Source organism: Aquabacter sediminis (assembly GCF_028863665.1).
Lineage (GTDB): Bacteria > Pseudomonadota > Alphaproteobacteria > Rhizobiales > Xanthobacteraceae > L1I39.
The window spans coordinates 80,340-102,231 of sequence record NZ_JARBFX010000007.1 but is presented as its reverse complement, the minus strand read 5'-3'; the positions used below and the strand labels follow the sequence as shown (position 1 = coordinate 102,231).

The 21,892-nt window shown below is 68.3% G+C and carries 20 protein-coding genes; 9 read left to right on the top strand and 11 right to left on the bottom strand.

From position 1 onward, the window contains the following. Nucleotides 1–91 precede the first annotated feature (91 nt). On the bottom strand, nucleotides 92–2,140 hold the full coding sequence (locus PV781_RS15700) for a thioredoxin domain-containing protein (RefSeq protein WP_274776577.1): 2,049 nt from the start codon (nucleotides 2,138–2,140) through the stop codon (nucleotides 92–94). 45 nt (nucleotides 2,141–2,185) lie between these two features. Here PV781_RS15700 and mnmE point away from each other — a divergent pair, with 45 nt between their 5' ends. Further along, nucleotides 2,186–3,499 (top strand): tRNA uridine-5-carboxymethylaminomethyl(34) synthesis GTPase MnmE, encoded by a 1,314-nt coding sequence (gene mnmE, locus PV781_RS15695; RefSeq protein WP_274776576.1) that lies wholly within the window; start codon nucleotides 2,186–2,188, stop codon nucleotides 3,497–3,499. Between the two features lie 173 nt (nucleotides 3,500–3,672). Then, on the top strand, nucleotides 3,673–4,761 hold the full coding sequence (locus tag PV781_RS15690; RefSeq protein WP_274776575.1) for an acyltransferase family protein: 1,089 nt from the start codon (nucleotides 3,673–3,675) through the stop codon (nucleotides 4,759–4,761). A gap of 127 nt (nucleotides 4,762–4,888) precedes the next feature. Here PV781_RS15690 and PV781_RS15685 read toward each other — a convergent pair whose 3' ends face one another. The 5 genes from PV781_RS15685 to PV781_RS15665 form a co-directional block, all read right to left on the bottom strand. Beyond that, nucleotides 4,889–5,851, bottom strand: coding sequence for an HlyD family secretion protein (locus PV781_RS15685; protein ID WP_274776574.1), 963 nt, complete (start codon nucleotides 5,849–5,851; stop codon nucleotides 4,889–4,891). Between the two features lie 412 nt (nucleotides 5,852–6,263). Next, entirely contained in the window at nucleotides 6,264–6,452 is a 189-nt protein-coding gene (locus tag PV781_RS15680; protein ID WP_274776573.1) for a hypothetical protein, read from the bottom strand. A gap of 64 nt (nucleotides 6,453–6,516) precedes the next feature. Then, entirely contained in the window at nucleotides 6,517–6,717 is a 201-nt protein-coding gene (locus tag PV781_RS15675) for a hypothetical protein (RefSeq protein ID WP_274776572.1), read from the bottom strand. Between the two features lie 73 nt (nucleotides 6,718–6,790). Beyond that, a complete protein-coding gene (locus PV781_RS15670) occupies nucleotides 6,791–6,997 on the bottom strand; it encodes a hypothetical protein (protein ID WP_274776571.1) in 207 nt (68 codons plus the stop codon). An 88-nt stretch (nucleotides 6,998–7,085) separates the two neighbouring features. Continuing rightward, a complete protein-coding gene (locus PV781_RS15665; protein WP_274776570.1) occupies nucleotides 7,086–7,304 on the bottom strand; it encodes a hypothetical protein in 219 nt (72 codons plus the stop codon). A gap of 418 nt (nucleotides 7,305–7,722) precedes the next feature. Between PV781_RS15665 and mnmG the strand changes: the two genes are divergently transcribed. The 6 genes from mnmG to mutS all read left to right on the top strand — a co-directional run bounded on the left by mnmG (nucleotide 7,723) and on the right by mutS (nucleotide 16,886). Further along, on the top strand, nucleotides 7,723–9,603 hold the full coding sequence (gene mnmG / locus PV781_RS15660) for a tRNA uridine-5-carboxymethylaminomethyl(34) synthesis enzyme MnmG (protein ID WP_274776569.1): 1,881 nt from the start codon (nucleotides 7,723–7,725) through the stop codon (nucleotides 9,601–9,603). A 131-nt stretch (nucleotides 9,604–9,734) separates the two neighbouring features. Then, on the top strand, nucleotides 9,735–10,445 hold the full coding sequence (gene rsmG / locus PV781_RS15655) for a 16S rRNA (guanine(527)-N(7))-methyltransferase RsmG (protein WP_274776568.1): 711 nt from the start codon (nucleotides 9,735–9,737) through the stop codon (nucleotides 10,443–10,445). Beyond that, complete coding sequence (locus PV781_RS15650) at nucleotides 10,438–11,280, top strand: ParA family protein (RefSeq protein WP_274776567.1); 843 nt, start codon at nucleotides 10,438–10,440, stop codon at nucleotides 11,278–11,280. The genes rsmG and PV781_RS15650 overlap by 8 nt, the downstream gene beginning before the upstream one ends. Before the next feature lie 69 nt (nucleotides 11,281–11,349). After that, the gene (locus PV781_RS15645) at nucleotides 11,350–12,216 is read left to right on the top strand and encodes a ParB/RepB/Spo0J family partition protein (RefSeq protein ID WP_274776566.1); all 867 of its coding nucleotides are present in this window, start codon (nucleotides 11,350–11,352) and stop codon (nucleotides 12,214–12,216) included. A gap of 190 nt (nucleotides 12,217–12,406) precedes the next feature. Then, on the top strand, nucleotides 12,407–14,026 hold the full coding sequence (locus tag PV781_RS15640; RefSeq protein ID WP_425532411.1) for an inorganic phosphate transporter: 1,620 nt from the start codon (nucleotides 12,407–12,409) through the stop codon (nucleotides 14,024–14,026). A gap of 97 nt (nucleotides 14,027–14,123) precedes the next feature. Next, nucleotides 14,124–16,886 (top strand): DNA mismatch repair protein MutS, encoded by a 2,763-nt coding sequence (gene mutS / locus PV781_RS15635; RefSeq protein ID WP_274776564.1) that lies wholly within the window; start codon nucleotides 14,124–14,126, stop codon nucleotides 16,884–16,886. A 3-nt stretch (nucleotides 16,887–16,889) separates the two neighbouring features. Here the strand turns inward: mutS and PV781_RS15630 are convergent, their stop codons facing one another. The 5 genes from PV781_RS15630 to argH form a co-directional block, all read right to left on the bottom strand. After that, the gene (locus PV781_RS15630) at nucleotides 16,890–17,129 is read right to left on the bottom strand and encodes a hypothetical protein (protein WP_274776563.1); all 240 of its coding nucleotides are present in this window, start codon (nucleotides 17,127–17,129) and stop codon (nucleotides 16,890–16,892) included. 86 nt (nucleotides 17,130–17,215) lie between these two features. Next, nucleotides 17,216–18,484, bottom strand: coding sequence for a diaminopimelate decarboxylase (gene lysA, locus PV781_RS15625; RefSeq protein ID WP_274776562.1), 1,269 nt, complete (start codon nucleotides 18,482–18,484; stop codon nucleotides 17,216–17,218). A gap of 15 nt (nucleotides 18,485–18,499) precedes the next feature. Beyond that, entirely contained in the window at nucleotides 18,500–18,880 is a 381-nt protein-coding gene (lptM, locus tag PV781_RS15620) for an LPS translocon maturation chaperone LptM (RefSeq protein WP_274776561.1), read from the bottom strand. Nucleotides 18,881–19,034: 154 nt separating this feature from the next. After that, nucleotides 19,035–19,676 (bottom strand): 5,6-dimethylbenzimidazole synthase, encoded by a 642-nt coding sequence (gene bluB, locus PV781_RS15615; RefSeq protein WP_274776560.1) that lies wholly within the window; start codon nucleotides 19,674–19,676, stop codon nucleotides 19,035–19,037. Between the two features lie 53 nt (nucleotides 19,677–19,729). Beyond that, on the bottom strand, nucleotides 19,730–21,121 hold the full coding sequence (gene argH, locus PV781_RS15610; protein WP_274776559.1) for an argininosuccinate lyase: 1,392 nt from the start codon (nucleotides 21,119–21,121) through the stop codon (nucleotides 19,730–19,732). Nucleotides 21,122–21,137: 16 nt separating this feature from the next. Here argH and tlpA point away from each other — a divergent pair, with 16 nt between their 5' ends. After that, complete coding sequence (tlpA, locus tag PV781_RS15605; protein ID WP_274776558.1) at nucleotides 21,138–21,884, top strand: thiol:disulfide interchange protein TlpA; 747 nt, start codon at nucleotides 21,138–21,140, stop codon at nucleotides 21,882–21,884. Nucleotides 21,885–21,892: the final 8 nt, after the last annotated feature.

The window sequence follows — 21,892 nt, the reverse complement described above, 5'->3', positions numbered from 1 at the left end:
CGGCAAAGTCGGTGGTCTTCCGATCCATTCTTCATCCGAACACAAACGCCCGCCAGCGGCCATTTCTGGCCATCTGGCGGGCTATGGCGTTTCAGCGTCCGCTCGGACGGGCCGTTTTGACCTGTGCTGCCGCCATGGCGGCGGGGAGGGCGTCCGGGTCGGTGACCGGGAGGGAGCAGCGCCCCTCCGCGCACACGAAGGCGGCTCCGGTGGCGGGTGCGGCCTCCGCCTGGGCGCGGGCGAGGCTGTTGGGCGGCGCATCCGCCCCCGCGGCGAGGCGCATCACCACCCGGTCGAGGAAGGGCTGGCCAAGCGCGGCGCGGGCGAAGTCGTCGCGCGCCGCGCCCACCGCCACCACCTCCATCAGCCGCAAGCGCGTATCCAGCGCATTGAGCAGGGCGCCATGGGCGAGCGGATTGGCCGCTGCCGCACCCGACAGCGCGATGAGGATGCGGTCCGCCCGCTCGCGCAATTGGTCCGATCCGGTCAGCGCAGCCAGCCGCACCAGGGCATCAGCCGCGACCCCATTGTGGTTGGGGAGCGCTTCGTCATGGCTGGAGGAGGGGCGCAGAATGAGCCCGTCCGCGTCATCGGCGGTGAGGAAATAGGTGCCGGTGGCGGGGTCCAGATGGTGCGCTTCCAGCGCCTCCAGAAGCGCGGCGGCGGTGGCCAGCGGCTCCGGGCGACCGGTGGCCTCATGCAGCGCGATCCCCGCTCGCGCCATGGCGGCAAGGTCGGTGGCAAGGCCGGGACCGACGAGCTTGCCCGCCCGCCAGGAATGGCCGAGCCGCAGCCCGCCATTGGCCTGGCCCATGAGGCGGCACACTGCCTCAAAGGCACGCTCGGCCATGGCGACCCAATCAGCCTCACCCAGCAGCGCGCCGGCGCGGGCGAGCGCCGCGATCATGAGGCCGTTCCAGTCCGCCAGAACCTTGTCATCGAGCCCCGGCCGCACGCGGTGCGCGCGGGCCGCGAGGAGCTTTTCCCGCAGGGGGGCAAGGCGCGCCTCGTCCTCCGCCTCCACATCGCCGACGCGGGTGCGGTTGAGAATCGTGGTGCCTTCCCAATTCCCTTCGGGCGTCACGTCATAGAAGCCGGCGAAATATTCCGCGTCCGCATCGCCCAGGACCTGCCGGATCTCGTCCGCCGTCCAGACATAGAACTTGCCTTCATGGCCCTCGCTGTCCGCATCCAGCGAGGCGGAAAAGGCACCCTCCGCCGTAGTCATTTCCCGCCGCAGCCAGCCCACCGTCTCAGTGGCGCGGGCACGGAAGAGGGGGTCCCCGGTCTCCTGATAGGCCAGCGCCAGCAGCTCCAGGAGCTGGGCATTGTCGTAGAGCATCTTTTCGAAATGGGGGACGAGCCAGGCCTCATCCACCGCATAGCGGGCAAAGCCGCCGCCCAGATGATCATAGATGCCACCCTCGCACATGCGGTTGAGGGTGAAGGCGGCCACCGCCTTCAAGCGTTCCGTGCCGGTCCGATCCCCCGCGCGCCACAGCAATTCCATCAGCCCGCACTGGGGGAATTTGGGCGCGCCGCGCAGGCCGCCATGGGCCCGGTCGAACAGATCCGCGATCTGGCCCGCCGCCTTGTCCAGGTCCTTCAGGCCGATGGTCACTGCCTCCTTGGGGCGGGCGGAGGCCTCCAGGCGACCGAGAATGGCGTCGCGATTGTGCTGCACCTTGTCTGGGCTCTCGGCATAGACCTGCGCCACCTGGGTGAGCACATCGGTGAAGCCGGGGCGGCCATATTTGGCGGTCTTGGGGAAATAGGTGCCACCCCAGAAGGGGGCGCCTTCGCCATCCAGGAACATGGTCAGCGGCCAGCCGCCCTGCTCGCCCAGTTGGTGGAGCGCGGACATATAGATCTGGTCCACGTCCGGGCGCTCTTCCCGATCCACCTTGATGTTCACGAACAGGCGGTTCATCACCGCCGCGACGCCCTCATCCTCGAAGCTCTCATGGGCCATCACATGGCACCAGTGGCAGGCGGCATAGCCGACCGATAGCAGGACGGGCTTGCCGGTGCGGCGGGCCTCGGCGAAAGCCTCCGGACCCCAGGCCCACCAGTGGACGGGATTGTCCTTGTGTTGGAGAAGATAGGGGCTGGTTTCGGCGGCCAGGCGGTTTTCGCTCATGGTCGGCTCCGGGGTTGGCCGGCGCTGCGGCCGGAAGGAGAACATATGTCACGGTCATCGGACACCATCTTCGCCCTGTCCAGCGGTCGTTTGCCGAGCGGGGTCGCGGTGGTGCGTGTCAGCGGGCCGGCCGCCTTGTCCGCGCCGCAGGCGCTGCTGGGCATCGTGCCCCCGCCGCGCATGGCCCGCTATGGGGTGCTGCGCGATCCCGCCGACGGAAGCGTGCTGGACCGGGGGCTGGTGCTGGTCTTTCCCGGCCCCGCCAGCGCCACCGGAGAGGACACGGCGGAATTCCATCTTCATGGCGGACGGGCGGTGGTGGCCCGCTTCCTGGAAACCCTTGGGCGGCTCGATGGGTTCCGCCCCGCCGAGGCCGGCGAGTTCACCCGCCGCGCCCATGCCAATGGCAAGATGGATCTGGCCGAGGCCGAGGGCCTTGCCGATCTCATCGCCGCCGAGACGGACGCCCAGCGCCGGCAGGCGCTCGCCCAGGCGGGCGGGCTGCTCTCCCGCGCGGTGGAGGGCTGGCGGGCGCGGCTCATCCGGGCGCTGGCGCTTGTGGAGGCGAGCGTCGACTTCACCGACGAAGGCGACGTGCCGGAGGACCTGGCCGGCCCCGCCGTGCGCGAGGCGGCCGCGCTGCGCGCCGAACTGGCCTTGGCGCTCGCCGATGCGGGGCGGGGTGAGCGGGTGCGGGACGGGCTGGTGGTGGCCATTGCCGGTCCGCCCAATGCGGGCAAGTCGACCCTTCTGAACCGCCTCGCCGGGCGTGAGGCCGCGATCGTCTCACCCGTGCCGGGCACCACGCGTGATGCCATCGAGGTGCATCTGGATCTCGCCGGGCAGGCGGTGACGCTGGTGGACACGGCCGGCATCCGCGAGACGCAGGATGTGGTGGAGGCCGAAGGCGTCCGCCGCGCCCGGGCCCGTGCGGGGAGCGCGGATCTGGTGCTGTGGCTCTCCTCCGATGACGAAGAGCCGCCGGCGGACCTTTCCGATGCGCTCCGGGTGCGCACCAAGGCGGACCTTCTGCCCGAGCGGACCGAGGGGCAGGCGCTGGCCATCTCCGCCACCACGGGGCAGGGGATCGAGGATCTCGTGACTGACATCGCGGAGCGGGCATCTGCACTGGCCGGTGGCGAGCCGGCGCTTCTGGTGCGGGCGCGGCAAGTGGCGGGGGTGCGCGGTGCGGTGGCGCATCTGGACCGAGCGCTGCTGTGGGGCGGGCAGGGTGCCTCCGAGGAAATCCTGGCCGAGGAATTGCGGCTCGCGGCGCGTGCGCTGGATGGCGTGGTGGGGCGGGTGGATGTGGAGGATGTGCTGGACGCGCTGTTCCGCACCTTCTGCATTGGGAAGTGACAGCGCAGGGTGCGTGTTTCACGTGAAACATCCGGCACCCTCTCGCTCCCGCCGCCGGGAATGTTTCACGTGAAACATCCGCGTGCGGGCGGATGACACATCCGTTTCCCAACGTTGATTTCTGTTTCTGAAGTGTTTCGGTCTAAGCTCTTCCCCGGTGTGGGAAGAGTGACATGATCAAGGATTACGGAGAGACCCGTTTCATTACGGGTCTGCGGGCCTTCGCGGCCCTGGCCGTGGTGCTGCTCCATGCGGGCGGTGCCGGGCTGAAGGAGTTGGGGCCCGCGGGGGCGGCGTGGGTGGAGATGGCGGGGCGCGGGGGCGTCTATGTCTTCTTCGTCATTTCCGGCTTCAGCGTCAGCGCCTCCTATCTGACGGCGCGCTCCTATGGCGATTATCTCGGCCGGCGCTTCTGGCGCATCGCGCCGCTTTATTACGCCTGGATCGCCATCGTTGCGGCGGGGCTCGTGCCGCCGTCAGGATGGGCGGCGGTGTTTCACGCCCCGGCCAATCTCTACAACGTGCTCATGCATGTGAGCTTCCTGAGCTTCCTCGACTATCGCATCGCCAATTCGCTCATCGAGGCGGAATGGTCGCTGCCCATCGAGATGGTCTATTACCTCGTCCTGCCCTTGGTGCTTGTCTGGGCGCGGACCCTGCTGCGGGTGGCGCTGGTGGTGGGAGCGGGGTTCGCCCTCTATCGGCTGGGTCTGTCGCACTTGAATTGGCTGCCGGTGCCGCGGGACTATGCGGGCCTCGCCTTCATCTGGAGTCCGATCCCTTATGCCTTCTGCTTCGCGCTGGGCCTGGCCGCCTTCCGCCTGCGGGAGGTGGTGAAGGCCCCGGGCTGGGCGGGGGATGCGGCGCTGGTGGGCGGCCTGGCAGCCCTGGTGGCCGTGGCCTTCATTCCCGGCGTGCAGGCCGGCGCGCTGAAGGCCGAGTTCCTGGCCTATTCGCTGGCGGCTTTCGCCTGGGTCACGCTGGGCAGCCGGCGGTCCGTGGTGATGAATGCGCTGCTGGGGAATGCGGTGGCGCAGTATCTGGGCCTCATCAGCTTTTCCATCTATCTCGGCCATCCCGCCGTGATCGGGGTGCTGGGGGCGTCTGGTCTCCTGCCGGCGGCGGCGCTGCCCAAGGCGGCGCTCATCCTCGCCGGGACGGTGGCGCTGGCGAGCCTGACCTTCTTCCTGGTGGAGCAGCCCGGCCAGCGGTTCGGGCGACGGTTCACCTTCGGTCGGTCGCGGGTGGTGCCAGCCGAATAGAGGTGCCGAAGGACTGCAGAAAAGGGCCGGCTGGGACCGGCCCTTTTTTTGCGCGCTGGCGCGCCAATGTTTCACGTGAAACATCCGCCCCGCACTGCGAGGCTCGGCCACCGAGCATGCCGACCGCTTACCGGCTAAATGTCACCCGCGCCACGACGCCGGACCGAATAGCGTCATTGGCCGTCGGCGTCACCGCCGGTTCAGGTCGCAGCACCACCAGAAAGACGGTGCGGCCCTCGGTGAGAAAAGCGGTGAGGTCCGGATCGAAGAGGATCGCCTCGATCTCCTTGCGGGCCACGGGCGTGGTCGAGACATAGCTCACCGTTGCCTTGAGCGGGGCGGGCAGGTGGGCGTGGGCAGGGGTGATCTGGGCGGTCATGCCGGGGCGCACGAGGGGGGCGTCCTGCGCATCCACCAGTGCAAAGACATTCAAGGTGGGCGCTGTGTTGGAGAGGGTCATCAGCACGTCGCGGGGGGTGATCGAAGCCCCAATGGACACATAGATAGAGTTCACCTGCCCATCACGCGGCGCGCGGACCTCCTTCATCTCCTCATACTGCCGCTCCAGCGTCGCGAGGCGGGAGGCTTGCTCGTCCACCTGGTCGCGGGCGCGCACCAGGTCGAGCACATGGCCCTCCCGGGCATCCGCCGTCTTCATCTGGCTATCCGCCAGATCCACCTGGAGGCGGTTGATGTCCAGGATCATCTGGTCGTAGCGGGAGCGGAACTCATAATTGGAGAGGTTGGTCTCGTGGCCCTTGGCGAGCAGCTTGTTGCGCGCGTCCACGAAGGCCGCGAACTCCTCCTTCTGCTTGCGCAGGATGGCAAGCGCCTCTTCCACCTGGGTGCGGCGCGTGCTTTCCGCCTGGCGGACTGCGGCGTCCAGTTCCTCCACCGCCTGCGTGATGATGCGCAGATGCGCCTGCCGCTGGCTGACGATGCTGCGGGCGGCGGAAATCCTGCGCTCCAGATCGGGTGAGCGCAGGGTCAGCAGCACCTGGTCCTTCTTCACCATATCGTCCATTTCCACGCGGATCTCGTCCACGAGGCCGGTGTCGATGGCGAAGATGGGGCGCACCAGATCGCGCAAGGGCGCGTCAGGCAGGAAGATGCCGCGCGCGCTGATGGGGGACGTGGCGGGGGGAGGGGCTGCTTTTTCCTGCGCGGCCGCCGTCCCGCTGCAGAGGACGTTGGCCGCGGGGCCCAGCGCCAGGAGCGCGCCGAGCGCCAGGTACGCAGCCGACCGTGTGGCGGGCGCCGTGCCGCGTGACGTCTGTCGGGCCGGAACCCTCTCTCCCCCCGCGCGCGGTAGGCTCCGCACGCGCAAATCCATGCCGCTCTTCATCATTTGCCCCCATCACCGACCCGCAGGTCCGGCTGGCCGGACTCTAGGGCGGTAAGGGGCAGCCGTCCACGGCGCGGCCACCGTGTGGGCAGGCGCGCTTCAGGAACGGGGCAGGCGCTCTCGGCGCGGGGTGGGGCGCAGGCTGTGATGCCGATAATCAGAAAAGATTCTTGAACCAGTTCTTGACGCTCTCCCAATTCTCCTGCTTCCGGCGTTGGTCTTTCTTCCATTGCTCCAGCACCACCGGATTGGCCGGTCGGTGCCCGCCGGACACCTGGTCCTCCTGCTCGGCGGTCAGCGGATAATTCTGTCCGGTCTCATTTGGGGTAGATGTCGCCTTGGCCATGCCACGTCGTCCTTTGCTATGGGGGGCAAATCGCGGGTCGATGCGCAAGCTGTGAGGCCGATTCTCAGAACAGGTTGCCGAACCAGGTCTTGATGCCTTGCCAGGTGCCCTGCATCTCCTGCCGGTTTTCCTTGTCGCGCTCCCGCTGCTCGGGGGTGCGGGGGCCGTGATTGATGAGCACGCCGCCCGCCACCTGTTCCTCCTGGCTGGAGGTCAAGGGCCGGGCGGGGGAGGGGCTGGAGGCGCGGTTGGGGGAGTTGGTCATGGAATGTCTCCGGGGCATGAGGCGCGCGCCAGGGCTTGCGGTGCAGCGGTCGACGGCGCAGGGGGGATCGGGCTCAGAACAGGTTGCTGAACCAGTTCTTGATGTTCTGCCATCTCTCTTCGCGCTCGCGCGCCGCCTTCTGGGCCTGCTCGGCGGTCCAGCCCCAAATGACGTTGCCGGCGAACACACGTTCCTGCTGCTCTGACGAGAGTGGGGTCGCGTGGGCTGCCGCGTTGGGTCCCCCGGGGAAGGGAGGGCGGGCCTGTGCAGGTTCGGTCATGGCTGTTTCCTTCAGAACTAGGCGGGCGATTGCGATCGCGTGTCCGGCACGAGGGATGGCTCAGCTGAAGAGCCCGGTCATGAGGCGGCTATTTCTTCTTCCCGTGGTCCGCGTCCCACCCATTCAGGCGCATGATGGTGGCGCGCTGGGCCTCGGGAAAAACCTTCGGGTTGATGGGAAAGCCACCGGCCACGTCCGCCCCTTCCTCGGTGGTGAGGGGGCGGGCGTCGGACGCAGCTTCGGTGTCTGTCTGAGCATCCGGGGCGCCCTGCGCGGAGAGGGCCTTGGGATCGGGATCGGTGGTCATGGTCGCCGTCTCCAGCTTGGGGCGCCGGTTCGCTGGCGCCTGATCGAATGGCCGGTCTTGTCGCGCCAGAATGCGGCAACTTCCCAACGCTCTCAAGACAAAAGCATGGAGAAGGCAAGAAGTCTTCTTTCGGAGACTTACGATTTCGCCAAAATGAACCGTCTGGTAGAAGGTTCGGTTAGGAAGCCGGCGATGACCTAATCGGCTCATCTTGTTCACCACCTATGTTTGTTATGAAATCTTTCAGTGGTGCTCTGCCCATGCGTTGGGGGGGCGCCCAACGAGTTCCTCCCGCACCCCCAATGGCGAATGCTGCCTTGACCCCGCCGCGAAACTGGGTTTCCTCCTCCCGCAAGCGATGAAAAGCCATGCGCCCCAAGGCGCGGCGCGTGGCGGATGGCGGAAGGGACGGCGCTCCATGGGAGCTGCGATGATGTTCGACGTGATGGTGGTGGGCGGCGGCCATGCGGGGTGCGAGGCAGCGGCGGCGGCCGCGCGGCTCGGCGCGCGCACGGCACTGGTCACCCATACCGCCGCCACCATCGGCGCCATGTCCTGCAATCCGGCCATTGGCGGCCTCGGCAAGGGGCATCTGGTGCGCGAGGTGGATGCGCTGGACGGCCTGATGGGCCGGGTGGCAGACCAAGGCGGCATCCAATTCCGCCTGTTGAACCGCCGCAAGGGCCCGGCCGTGCGCGGCCCCCGCGCCCAGGCGGACCGCAAGCTCTACGCCCGCGCCATGCAGGCGGCGCTCGCCGAGGAAGCGAACCTCACCATCCTGGAAGGGGAGGCGGACGACCTCGTTGTCACCGAGGGCCGCGTCACCGGCCTCATCCTGGGGGATGGACGCAGCTATTCCTGCGGGGCGGTGGTGCTGACCACCGGCACCTTCCTCAATGGCCTCATTCATATGGGCGAGGTGCAGATTCCCGCTGGCCGCATCGGCGAGAAGCCGGCGCTGGGTCTGTCCCACGCTCTGGCGCGGCTGGGCTTAACCCTTGGCCGGCTCAAGACCGGCACGCCGCCCCGTCTCGACGGCACGACCATCGACTGGGCGAGCCTGGACATGCAGCCGGGGGACGAAGACCCGGAGCCCTTCTCCGCTCTCACAACCCATCTGCCCAATCCCCAGGTGGAATGCGGCATCACCCGCACCACCACCGCCACCCATGACGTGATCCGCGCCAATCTTTCCCGCTCGGCCATGTATTCCGGCCGCATCGAAAGCACCGGGCCCCGTTATTGCCCCTCCATCGAGGACAAGGTGGTGCGCTTCGGCGATCGGGACGGCCACCAGATCTTCCTGGAGCCGGAGGGCCTGGACGACGACACCATCTATCCCAACGGCATGTCCACCTCCTTGCCAGAGGAGGTACAGCATCTGTTCCTCGCCACCATTCCGGGCCTGGAAAAGGTGCGGGTGAAGCGGCCTGGCTATGCCATCGAATATGACCATGTGGACCCGCGCGAGCTTGCCGCCACCCTGGAGGTGAAGCGCGCGCCCGGCCTGTTCCTGGCCGGGCAGATCAACGGCACCACCGGCTATGAGGAAGCCGCCGCCCAGGGGCTCATCGCCGGCCTCAACGCCGCCCGCCGCGCCGGGGGCGGGGAGGGGATCGTGATCGACCGGGCGGAAGGGTATCTGGGCGTTATGGTGGATGATCTCGTCACCCGCGGCGTGACCGAGCCCTATCGCATGTTCACCTCGCGGGCCGAATATCGCCTGACGCTCCGCGCCGACAATGCGGATCAGCGCCTCACCCCGCGCGGGCTGGCGCTGGGTCTGGTGGGGGAAAAGCGCCGCGCGGTGTTCGAGGCCCGCATGGCGGCGCTGGAGGCGGCGCGGGCGCAGGCCCTTTCCTTGTCGCTCACCCCCAACGAAGCGGCGGCCCATGGCCTCGTCCTCAACAAGGACGGCCAGCGGCGCACCGCCTTCGACCTGCTCGCCTATCCCGACACGGATCTGGCGCGCCTGGCCCGCATCTGGCCGGAACTCGCCGCCATCCCCGCGCCCATCGCCGCGCAATTGGAGACCGACGCCAAATATGCGGTTTATCTGGACCGGCAGGCGGCGGACATCGCCACGCTGCGCCGCGACGAGAGCCTGATCCTGCCCGATGACCTGACCTATGCCGACCTGCCGGGCCTTTCCAACGAGCTGAAGCAGAAGCTCGCCCGCGTCCGCCCCCGCACGGTGGGGCAGGCGGGGCGCATGGAAGGCATGACGCCGGCGGCGCTCGCTCTGCTCGTCACTTATGCCCGCCGCCAAGGCGCGGGCGCCCGGGCGGTGGAGGGGTAGGACCTCTTGTGTGAATCCTGGGGACGGTAACCGTTAGCTGGCCTCCGCGCGGCAGCGCGGAGGAACAAGGGCGCGGAGGGTCGATCTTTAAGCCGTGATCTGCGATCCTCCGACCCAGTTCGGAGCATGTCATGGTGGCCAAAGAGCGGGTTTTGAGCGGGCGGGACGAGGTGGCGGGGAGCGTTTCACGTGAAACATTGGCCCGGCTCGACATCCTCGCCGACCTGCTAACCAAATGGCAGAAAACGATAAATCTGGTCGCGCCCGCCTCGCTGCCGGACCTGTGGCGCCGCCACATCGCCGATTCGCTCCAGCTCGTTTCCCTTGTTCCGTCCTCCATTTCCGCCTGGACGGACCTGGGTTCGGGGGGCGGATTCCCCGGCCTTGTGGTCGCAGCGGTGCTCGCCGAGCGGGTCAATGCCCATGTGGAGCTGGTGGAGAGCGACACTCGCAAGGCCGCCTTCCTGCGGGAAGCCAGCCGCCAGGCGGACCTGCCCGTCACCGTCCATCCGCAGCGGATTGAGAAGGTGGCGCAGGCGCTTGCGCCCGGCTGCCAGGTGGTCTCCGCCCGCGCGCTCGCCCCCTTGCCCAAGCTGTTGGACCTGTCCGAGCCCTTTTTTGCCGCTGGGGCCGTGGGCTTGTTTCCCAAGGGCCGGGATTGGGAGCGTGAATTGACCGAGGCGCGCAAAGACTGGACACTCGACGTCGAGCTCCAGCCGAGCCGGGTCGAGTCCGAGGGACGAATCCTCCTGGTCCGGCATCTGGAGAAAGCGGCCTCTACGCCCCCATCCGCCAGTTCGGCCGCCGGGGCGGCATCACGCGGAAACGCGCCACATGACTGATCATCCGTCCACCGCCCCCATCACCGGAGGCGTCACGCCGCGCATTCTCGCCCTCGCCAACCAGAAGGGCGGGGTGGGCAAGACGACAACCGCCATCAATCTGGGCACCGCCCTTGCCGCCATCGGCGAGACCGTGCTGGTGGTGGACCTGGACCCCCAGGGCAACGCCTCCACGGGCCTCGGCATCGAGCGCTCGCGCCGGCGCCTGTCCACCTATGATGTCTTGTGCGGCGAAGCCACCTTGCGCGAGACGGTGCAGGAAACCGGCGTGCCCTCGCTTTATGTGGCGCCCTCCACGCTGGACCTGTCCGGCCTCGAACTGGAAATCGCCAGCGAGCGCGACCGCGCCTTCCGCCTGCGCAATGCCCTCAAGGCGCTGGCCGAGGATGCCAACGGTCCGCGCTTTTCCTATGTGCTGATCGACTGCCCGCCCTCCTTGTCGCTCATCACGGTGAACGCCATGGCGGCGGCGCACGCCATATTGGTGCCGCTCCAGTGCGAATTCTTCGCCCTGGAGGGCCTGTCCCAATTGCTGAAGACCGTGGAGCAGGTGCGCGGCGCGCTCAATCCGGACCTGATCATCCACGGCATCGTGCTGACCATGTATGATGCCCGCAACAACCTGTCCGACCAGGTGATGCAGGATGTCCGGCAATTCATGGGCGACAAGGTCTACCAGACGGTGATCCCGCGCAATGTGCGCGTCTCGGAGGCGCCCTCTTATGGCAAGCCGGTCTTGCTCTATGACCTGAAATGCGCGGGTTCGCAGGCCTATCTGCGGCTCGCCTCGGAAGTGATCCAGCGGGAACGGTCGGCGCGGGCGGTGGCGGCCTGAGGCCGCCTCGCTCTTTGATGTGAATGGGACGGCGGCGGTTTCGGCCGCGGCAGGAGAGGGACCCTCAACATGGCGGAAGAAGGCCGCTCGCGGCTCGGGCGGGGATTGGCGGCGCTGATCGGCGACATGGGCGGGGACGATGCCCGTCCCGCCCCGGTGCAGAAGGGCGCCGGCGTGCGCAAGGTGCCGATCGAGTTCGTCCGCCCCAGCCCGCGCAATCCGCGCCGCACCTTCCTGGAAGAGGGGCTGGAGGACCTGACCGCCTCGGTGAAGGAAAAGGGCATCATCCAGCCCATCGTGGTGCGCACCATCGGCCCGAACGCGTTCGAGATCGTGGCCGGCGAGCGCCGCTGGCGCGCCGCCCAGCGCGCCGCGCTCCACGAGGTGCCCGTGGTGGTGGTGGAGCTGAACGACCGGGAGGCGCTGGAAGTCGCCATCATCGAGAATGTCCAGCGCTCCGACCTCAACCCGCTGGAAGAGGCCCAGGGCTACGAGGCCCTGATGGCCGAGTTTTCCTACACCCAGCAGGACCTCTCCAAGGTCATCGGCAAGAGCCGCAGCCACATCGCCAACACACTGCGCCTCATGAAGCTGCCGGAGCAGGTGAAGACCTATGTGGCGGACGGCCGCCTCACCGCCGGCCATGCCCGCGCGCTGCTGACCCATGACGACCCGGCGCGGATCGCCCGCGAGGTGGTGGAGAAGGGCCTCAATGTCCGCGACGTGGAGGCCCTCGCCAAGGTGAAGACCGCCGTGGCCGGCTCGTCCCGTCCCGCCGAGAAGGATGCCGACACCCGCGCGGTGGAACGTCGCATCGCCGAGGCCCTGGGGCTGAAGGTGCAGCTCCAGACCAAGGGGGAGGGCGGCGAATTGCGCATCCGCTATTCCGACCTCGACCAGCTGGACCTCCTCTGCCGCAAGCTCGGGGCGGAGTGACGGGCGCGGCCTGAAGGCAGCGCCTTTCAGCCCTCAACCTGTCGCGCGGGGCGCCGTGTGCGCCTCGCGCCACCTTGCCCGCCACGCCGCCGCGACATGGTGCGCTGCGTCATTCGCGCGTCACCACCTTGAGCCAAGCATGCTGCGCCTATAAGGCAAGTCAGGTGCCGAGGGGGGCCGCGTGGCGCATATTGCAACCCAGGGGACGGGTCACAAGTCTCACGCCCATAAAGCCAAACCGGGCGCCCGCTTCGAGCGGGAAAAGAGCCTGCGCGAGGTCTTCATCTTCTTTGCCATCCTGCTGGGTGGCCTGGCCTATGTGGGCTGGTCCATCTGGTCGGACATGCAGCGCGCGGACGTGGGCGTCCTGACGTTTGCGCCCTTCCTGCTGCTGTTCGTTGCCCTCCTCATCGCGCTCGGCTTCGAGTTCGTGAACGGCTTCCACGACACCGCCAATGCGGTGGCCACCGTCATCTATACCAACAGCCTGCCGGCCCATTTTGCCGTGGTCTGGTCGGGCTGCTGGAACTTCATCGGCGTGCTGGTCTCCTCCGGGGCCGTGGCCTTCGGCATCATCTCGCTGCTGCCGGTGGAGCTGATCCTGAATGTTGGTTCCAGCGCCGGCATGGCCATGGTGTTCGCCCTTCTGGTGGCGGCCATCCTGTGGAATCTCGGCACCTGGTATCTGGGCCTGCCGGCGTCCTCCTCCCACACCCTCATCGGCTCCATCATTGGCGTGGGCCTCGCCAATCAGCTGATGCACACGGCCGATGGGACGGCCGGCGTGGATTGGGGGCAGGCCGCCAATGTGGGCTATTCCCTTCTGCTGTCGCCGGTGGTGGGCTTCGTGGCCGCGGGCCTGCTGCTGCTCTCCATGAAGGTGCTGGTGAAGAACCCCGCGCTTTATCGCGCGCCGAAGGAAAACCATGCCCCGCCGTGGTGGATTCGCGGCCTGCTTGTGGTCACCTGCACCGGCGTGTCGTTCGCCCACGGCTCCAATGACGGGCAAAAGGGCATGGGCCTGATCATGCTGATCCTGATCGGCATCGTGCCCACCGCCTATGCGCTCAACCGCGCCGTTGACCCAGCGGACGTGGCTCAGTTCCGCGCCTTGGCGCAGGCCACCCAGGCCTCCCTGATCGCCTATCAGCCTGGCGCCGCGCCCGTCGCCGATCCCCGCGCCAGCCTCACGGTCTTCGTCCGTGACCGCAAGGTTCAGCCGGACACCGTTCCGGCCCTGGCCGCCGTGGCCGGCGAGATCGCGCAGCTGGTGGCGACACACAATTCGCTCTCGCAGGTGCCGGCGGCGGCGGTGCCGAACATGCGCAACGACATGTATCTGGCGTCCGAGACCATCGCCATCATGCAGCGGACCCACGCCCCCAGCTTCGATGCACAGACCACGGAGAATTTGGCGGCCTTCAAGCGCTCGCTGGACGAGGCCACCAAGTTCATCCCCATCTGGGTGAAGGTGGCGGTGGCCATCGCGCTGGGCCTGGGCACCATGGTGGGCTGGAAGCGCATCGTGGTCACCGTGGGCGAGAAGATCGGCAAGTCCCATTTGACCTATGCCCAGGGCGGCGCGGCGGAGCTGGTGGCCATGGGCACCATCCTGGCGGCGGACCATTACGGCCTGCCGGTGTCCACCACCCATGTGCTGTCTTCGGGCGTGGCCGGCACCATGGCGGCCAACCATTCGGGCCTGCAATGGTCGACCGTGCGCAACCTCGCCATGGCCTGGGTGCTCACCCTGCCGGCGGCCATCGTCCTGGCGGGCGGCATCTACATCCTGCTGCTCCAGATTTTCTGACCTGGCCAGGCGGCGGCCGAGCGGGCCGTCGCACTTTCCTGTCGAACACGGGGCGGGCGGCGCTGACAGGGCGCTCCCGCCCCGTTAGCTTTCGGCCATGATCCCACAGGCCGCCGACCTCACCGACGCCCCGGACACCCCACCGGACGAAGCCCCTCCCGCCGCCGCCCGGGCCGAGGAGGGCCGCGTCACGCCGGTCATGGCCCAGTTTATCGAGATCAAGGCGGCCAATCCGGACTGCCTCCTCTTCTACCGGATGGGCGACTTCTACGAGCTGTTCTTCGAGGATGCCGAGAAGGCCTCCCAGGCGCTCGGCATCGTGCTCACCAAGCGCGGCAAGCACATGGGGGAGGACATCCCCATGTGCGGCGTGCCCATCTCCCGCTCCGAGGAATATCTCCACAAGCTCATCGCGCTGGGCTTCCGGGTGGCGGTCTGCGAGCAGCTGGAAGACCCCGCCGAAGCGCGCAAGCGCGGCGCCAAGGCGGTGGTGCGCCGCGACGTGACGCGCCTTGTCACCCCCGGCACCCTCACCGAGGACGCGCTGCTGGATGCCAAGCGCGAGAATGTCCTCCTGGCAGTGGCCCGCACCCGTGCCGGCGGGGAGGACGAGCATGCCTATGGCCTCGCCTTCACCGACGTCTCCACCGGCAGCTTCCGCGTGGCGGCGAGCCGCAAGGAGCAACTGGCCGCCGACATCGCCCGCATCGACCCGGCCGAGGTGCTGGTCTCGGATGCCCTGTTCGAGGATGGGGATCTGCGGGAGCTGTGGCGGGAGCTGCCAGCGGTCACCCCGCTTCCGCGCCAGAGCTTCGAGGGGGCCGGCGCCGAGCATCGCCTCGCCGCCTTCTTCGCGGTCAAGACGCTGGAGGCCTTCGGCACCTTCACCCGCGCCGAACTGATCGCCGCCGCCGCCATTGTCGCCTATGTGGAGCGTACCCAGCTGGGGGCCCGCCCGGCCCTCGCCCCGCCCAGTCGCGAAGCCGATGGCGGGTCCATGCTCATCGATGCGGGCACCCGCACCAACCTGGAACTGACCCGCACCACGTCCGGAGAGCGGCGCGGCTCCCTGCTGGCGGCGGTCGACCGCACCGTCACGGCCGCCGGCGCCCGCCTGCTCGCCCGGCGGATCGGCGAGCCGCTCACCGACATCGCCGCCATCCGCGCCCGGCACGATGCGGTGGAGGCCCTGGTGGAGGATACCGGCCTCACGGCGGCGCTGCGCCAGCGCCTCGCCCGCGCGCCCGATCTCGCCCGCGCCTTGTCGCGCCTTTCCCTGGGCCGCGGGAGCCCGCGCGATCTCGCCGCCATCGGCCAGGGGCTCGAAGAGGGCTTCGCCCTCGCCGCCGCCTTTCCGCCAGACGCGCCCGCAGACCTGCGCGCCTGCGCCGCCCGCCTCGCCAAGGGCGATTCGGGCCTCGCGGGGGAACTGGCTTCCGCCATCGTCGACGAGCCCCCGCCCAACCGGCGCGACGGCGGCTTCGTCCGCCCCGGCTATGACATCGACCTCGACCAGACCCGGGCCCTGCGGGATGAGAGCCGGCGCGTGGTCGCGGCGCTGGAGAAGCGCTATTGCGAGGAAACGGGGGTCCGCTCCCTCAAGATCCGGCACAATGCGGTGCTGGGCTATTTTGTCGAGGTAACCGCCCAGAATGCCGACCGGCTGCGGGAGGACCCTTTCGCCGGCACCTTCGTGCATCGCCAGACGCTGGCCGGGGCGGTGCGCTTCACGTCCGTGGAACTGGGCGAACTGGAAAGCCGAATCGCCAGCGCCGGGGAACGGGCGCTGGCCCTGGAGCAGCAGATCTTCGACCGCCTCGCCGCCGCCGTGGTTGAGCAGACCGACGCCATCCGCGCCGCCGCCGAGGCGCTGGCGGAACTGGATGTGATCGCGGGTCTCGCGAAGCTGGCCGTGGATGAGCGCTATGTGCGCCCGCACATGAGCGAGGCGGTGGACTTCCAGGTGGAGGGCGGCCGTCATCCGGTGGTGGAGCAGGCGCTCTCCCGCTCCGGCGGGCCGTTCGTGGCCAATGATTGCGACCTCTCGCCCCCCGTGGAGGGCGACGCGCGGGGCCGCATCGTGCTGGTCACCGGGCCAAACATGGCCGGCAAGTCCACCTTCCTGCGCCAGAACGCCCTCATCGCGGTGCTCGCCCAGGCCGGCGCTTTCGTGCCTGCGCGCGCAGCCCGCCTCGGCATCGTCGACCGGCTGTTCTCTCGGGTGGGGGCTGCTGACGACCTGGCGCGGGGGCGGTCCACCTTCATGGTGGAAATGGTGGAAACCGCCGCCATCCTGAACCAGGCGACGCCCCGCTCCCTTGTGATCCTGGACGAGATCGGGCGCGGCACCGCCACGTTCGACGGCATGTCCATCGCCTGGGCGAGCCTGGAGCATCTCCATGAGGTCAATGGCTGCCGGGCCCTGTTCGCCACCCATTTCCATGAGCTGACCGCGCTGTCCCAGCGCTGCCGGCGCCTCGCCAACGCCACCGTGAAGGTGACGGAATGGCAAGGCGATGTGGTGTTCCTGCACGAGGTCGTACCCGGCGCGGCGGATCGCTCCTACGGCATCCAGGTGGCCAAGCTTGCCGGCCTGCCGCCAGCGGTCATCGCCCGAGCGAAGGCGGTGCTGGCTGAGCTTGAAGCGGCGGACCGGGCTTCGCCGGCCCAGAAGCTGGTGGATGAGCTGCCCTTGTTCGCTGCCGCCCGGCGTCCGGTTTCGGTGGCGACCGTGCCGGTGGCCGAGGATGATGCGGTGGATGAGGCACTGGACGCGCTCGATCCCGATGGCCTCACGCCCCGGGAGGCGCTGGACGCGCTCTATCGGCTCAAGGCACTGCGGCGCCAGGGCGCGGGGTGAGGATCAGGCGGCCTGGAAGGTCAGGACGGCCAGGATCATGGCCGACACCGTCATGGCCGCCACGATGAGACACCACAGGTGCCAGGACGGCTCGAACTCCGAGGTGGAGCTGTCGGTCTCAAGAGACCCGTAGCTTTCAAGCCGTCCCTCCGGACTGCCCCGCCCATAGGCCTGCTCGCCCTGAGCTGGCGATAGGGACGGGCCAGACCGGCGGCGCTCGCGCTGCGCGTCAGAATGGTTCATCGCGCTCTCCTTTGAAACCCCAACACGGTGGTAGCCGCCGGGGTTCCATGACGAGGCAGACGCGAGGAAGGGGAGGGGGCCGGGGATCAGCCGAGCCAGGGCGCCGTGCGGTCGAGGGCGATGATGTCCTCTGCACTGAGTCGGGGACGCACCACCGCCGCATCCTTGCCGCGCACCAACACCTCCGGCACCAGCGGGCGGGTGTTGTACGTGCCCGCCTGCACCGCGCCATAGGCGCCTGCGGTCATCACCGCCACCAGGTCGCCCGACTTCAGCTCGGGGAGGGCGCGGGCCAGGGCCAGATAATCACCGGTCTCGCACACCGGCCCCACCACATCCACCACCGCCTTCGGCGCGCCTTCGGAGGCGGCCTCAACGGGAACGAGGTCGTGATAGGCCTCGTAAAGGGTCGGCCGGATGAGGTCGTTCATGGCCGCGTCCACGATGACGAAGGTCTTGCCCTCGCCCTTCTTCACATAGAGGACCCGGGTGACGAGGATGCCCGCATTGGCCACGATCATGCGGCCCATCTCGAAGATGAGGGGCAGCTTGATGTCGCCCAGCGCCCGGTTCACCACGGCCGCATAGGCATCGGGTGTCGGGGGGAGGGGGTCTTCGGGCGCATAGGGCACGCCCAGGCCGCCGCCGAGGTCCAGATGGTGCAGCTTGTGGCCGTTGCCCATCAGATCGCGCGCCAGCTCCGCCATCAGCAAGGTGGCGTTCTCGAACGGGGCGAGGTCGGTGATCTGGCTGCCAATATGCATGTCGATGCCGGCAACCAGAATGCCCGGCAGACGCGCGGCATCGGCATAGACCTCCCGGGCGCGGGAAATGGGGATGCCGAACTTGGTCTCTGACTTGCCCGTCGAAATCTTGGCGTGGGTGCGGGCATCCACGTCGGGGTTGACCCGCAACGACACCCGCGCCATGGCCCCGAGGCTGGTGGCGACCTCCGAGAGGGCCTCCAGTTCCGGCTCGCTCTCCACATTGAAGCACAGGATGCCGGCATCGAGCGCATCCGCCATTTCCTGCCGTGTCTTTCCGACGCCGGAAAAGACGATGCGGTCGGCCTTCACCCCCGCGGACAGCGCCCGCTTCAGCTCGCCGCCCGAGACGATGTCCGCGCCCGCGCCAAGGCGCGCCAGCGTCGAGATCACCGACTGGTTGGAATTGGCCTTCAGCGCATAGCACAGCAGCACGTCGCGGCCGGCGAAGGCCTGCGTGAACACCCGGTAGTGCCGCTCCAGGGTCGCCGTGGAATAGCAATAGAAGGGCGTGCCCACCTGCGTTGCAAGCGCGGTCAGGTCGACGTCCTCGGCATGGAGCCGGCCGTCGCGATAATCAAAATGGTGCATGGAGCGAACCCGCCCTCAGAGCAGGAAATCGAGAAAGAATGGCTTCTTGGCGGTGGCCGGGTTGGTGGCGCCATCCTTCGGAGCAGGACGGGAGACCGAATCCCCAGGCGTGTTCGGCGGCACATAGGTGTAGGTGGCGGCCGGGTTGGAACCCCAGGCCACCTCGCCCTCCTGCGTGACTTCCTTGGCCTCGCTGGTGGGGGAATTGGGCATGTTGGTGGCGGTGGGACGGGCTGGCGTGGTCGGCGTCGCCTGGCCTGTGGTGCCCTGGGCGCTGCCAGTCTGGCTGCTTCCCGCCTGCGGATTGGGCGGCGGCTCCAGCGGGCCCTTCACGCCGCATGCGGCAAGCGCGAGCGCGAGAGCGGCGACCATGGGAAGGGTAAGGCGCAATGGCACGTCCGATGATCCTGCGAAATTCACGGCCCAATATAGCGACGGCGCCGCCAAAGGCGAGCCCCGCACTGCAAGAGAAGCCCGGGCGATGCATCCGCGCCGCACCGGGTAGCCCCTTGCCGCCGTCCTGACCCAGTCTGCGTGCGGGAAAAGTCCTTCAACGACGCAGGAGCAGGCCCGCTTGCGTCCGTCGCCGCTCCCATTCGAGCCGCTCCAGCGCCGGTGTGTCGCTCTCCTCCAGCGGGTAGCCGATGCAGAAATAGCCGATGAAGCGCCAGGCTTCGGGCACACCGAGAATGCCGGCGATCTGGCCGGGATCGAGGATGGATACCCAGCCCACCCCAATGCCCTCCGCCCGCGCCGCGAGCCACAAGGTGTGCACCGCCATCACCGCGGAATAATCAATGGTCTCCGGCATGGTCAAGCGGCCGAGCCTGTGGCCCTGCACGGTGTCGCGATCCGCAAACACCGCCAGATGGCAGGGCGCATCGTCGAGCCCCGCGAGCTTCAACCGCGCATAGGAGGGCGCCCGCTCCGGATCCTGCTGCCGCAGCGCCTCCGCGTTGCAGGCTTCGAAGCAGGTGCGAATGGCGGCCCGGCGGGCCGGATCATCCACCGCCACGAAGCGCCAGGGCTGGCTGAGGCCGACGGACGGGGCGAGTGCCGCCACGTCCACGAGCCGCTCCAATGTGCCGGCAGGCAAGGCCTTGGTCCTGAAGGCGCGCACGTCCCGCCGCCAGACCAGGAGGTCTCGCAGCCGGGCTTGAAAGGCCGAATCGAAGTCGGGCGGCTCGGCCACAGGCGCCTCCAGCGGTTCAGGCGCCCTCAGGCGCCCGGGACGTGGTGGCGCTCTCAGGCGCCCTTGGGCTCCAGCTTCTTCAGCCAGCGACGCGCTTGCGCCCGCACGCGGGAGGGTGCCGTCCCGCCATAGCTGACGCGGCTCGCCACGGACTTGGTCACCGAGAGCACGCCGAACACATCCTTGGTGATGCGCCCGTCCACGCTTTGCATGTCTTCCAGGCTGAGGCGCTCCAGCGGAATGTTGCGCGCGGAGGCCAGCGCAACGATGCGGCCTGTCACATGGTGCGCCTCGCGGAAGGGCATGCCCAGGCCCCGCACCAGCCAGTCGGCGAGGTCCGTGGCGGTGGAATAGCCCTGGCCTGCCGCCGCTTTCATGCGCTTCACGTCGGGCTCCAGGTCACGCACCATGCCGGCGCTGGCCGCCACCACCAGGGAAAGGGCTGAGAAGGCATCGAATGCGCCTTCCTTGTCCTCCTGCATGTCCTTGGCATAGGCGAGCGGCAGACCCTTCATCACCACCAGCAGACCGGTCAGCGCGCCGATGATGCGCCCGGCCTTGGCGCGCACCAGCTCGGCGGCGTCCGGATTGCGCTTCTGCGGCATGATGGAGGAGCCGGTGGTGAACTTGTCCGACAGCTTGATCAGACCGAAGGAGGGCGAGGTCCAGATCACCACCTCCTCGGCGAACCGGGACAAATGCACGGCACAGATGGAGGCGGCAGAGAGCGTCTCCAGCACGAAGTCGCGGTCGGAAACCGAATCCAGCGAATTGGCGGTGGGCCGGTCGAAGCCGAGCGCCCGGGCCGTGGCCTCCCGGTCGATGGGGAAAGAGGTGCCGGCCAGGGCCGCCGCGCCCAGCGGGCATTCGTTCAGGCGAGCGCGAGCGTCCTGGAGGCGGCCGCGATCGCGCCCGAGCATCTCCACATAGGCCATGAGGTGATGGCCAAAGGTCACCGGCTGTGCGGTCTGGAGATGGGTGAAACCGGGCATCACAGTGGCCGCATGGGCCAGCGCCTTCTCGGCGAGCGCCAGCTGAAGGTCGGCGATCTGGGCATCCAGCGCGTCGATGGTGTCGCGCACATAGAGGCGGAAGTCCGTGGCCACCTGGTCATTGCGCGAGCGGGCGGTATGCAGGCGCCCGGCGCTGGGGCCGATCAGGTCAGCGAGGCGCTGCTCCACATTCATATGAATGTCTTCCAGGTCGCGCCGGAAGGTAAAGCCGCCGGCCTCGATCTCTGACAGGATCGTGTCTAGACCCTGCGTGATCTTCTCGACATCCTCCGCGCCGACAATCCCCTGGGCGGCCAGCATGGCGGCATGGGCCTTGGAGCCGGCAATGTCCTGAGCGTAAAGACGCTGATCGAAGCCGATGGAGGCGTTGATTTCCTCCATGATGGCGTCCGGGCCGGTAGAGAACCGACCGCCCCACATCTTGTTGCTCATATCGGACCTTCCACTGATGACAGAACCGACCGCGCCGCACACCCCAGATGCCGAGGCCCCCAAGAAAGGCAAGGCAGGGGCCGTGCTCCTGGTGGGCGGGGCGATGCTGGCCGGCGCCCTCGTCGGCGCGCTTGCCCTATACGGGATGAATGGCCTTCCGGGCAATGCACCGCTGCCGCCGTCGGCCAAGTCCTCCGCTGCTCCGGCCGAGGCCTCCGCCCCCGTCAAGGATCCCAATTGCGCTGGTGCCGTCTCCCTGGCCGAGCGCTTGAAGCCCTATGCGAAAGGCGAGATCGCAGCCCTTTCGCTGGCCCAGGAGCCGCGGCGCATTCCCCCGCTCACCTTCGCCAATGGCGAGGGCAAGCCCATGAGCCTCAAGGACTTCGAGGGCAAGCTGCTGCTGGTGAACCTCTGGGCCACCTGGTGCGTGCCGTGCCGGAAGGAAATGCCGGCGCTCGACACGCTTCAGAAGGACCTGGGCGGGGACCGCTTCGAGGTGGTGGCCATCAACCTGGACACGCGCGACCCGGAAAAGCCCAAGGCCTTCCTTAATGAGATCGGCGTGACCTCCCTCGGCTTCTTCGCGGATTCCGGCACCAAGAGCTTCCAGGCGCTGCGCGCCGCCGGTCGCGGCTTTGGTCTGCCGACCACCTTGCTGGTGGACTCAAAAGGCTGCGAGATTGGCTTCCTGGCAGGCCCCGCCGAATGGGCGAGCCCGGATGCGCAGGCGCTCATCAAGGCGGCGCTGCAGCCCGGCTCATAGCCGGATCA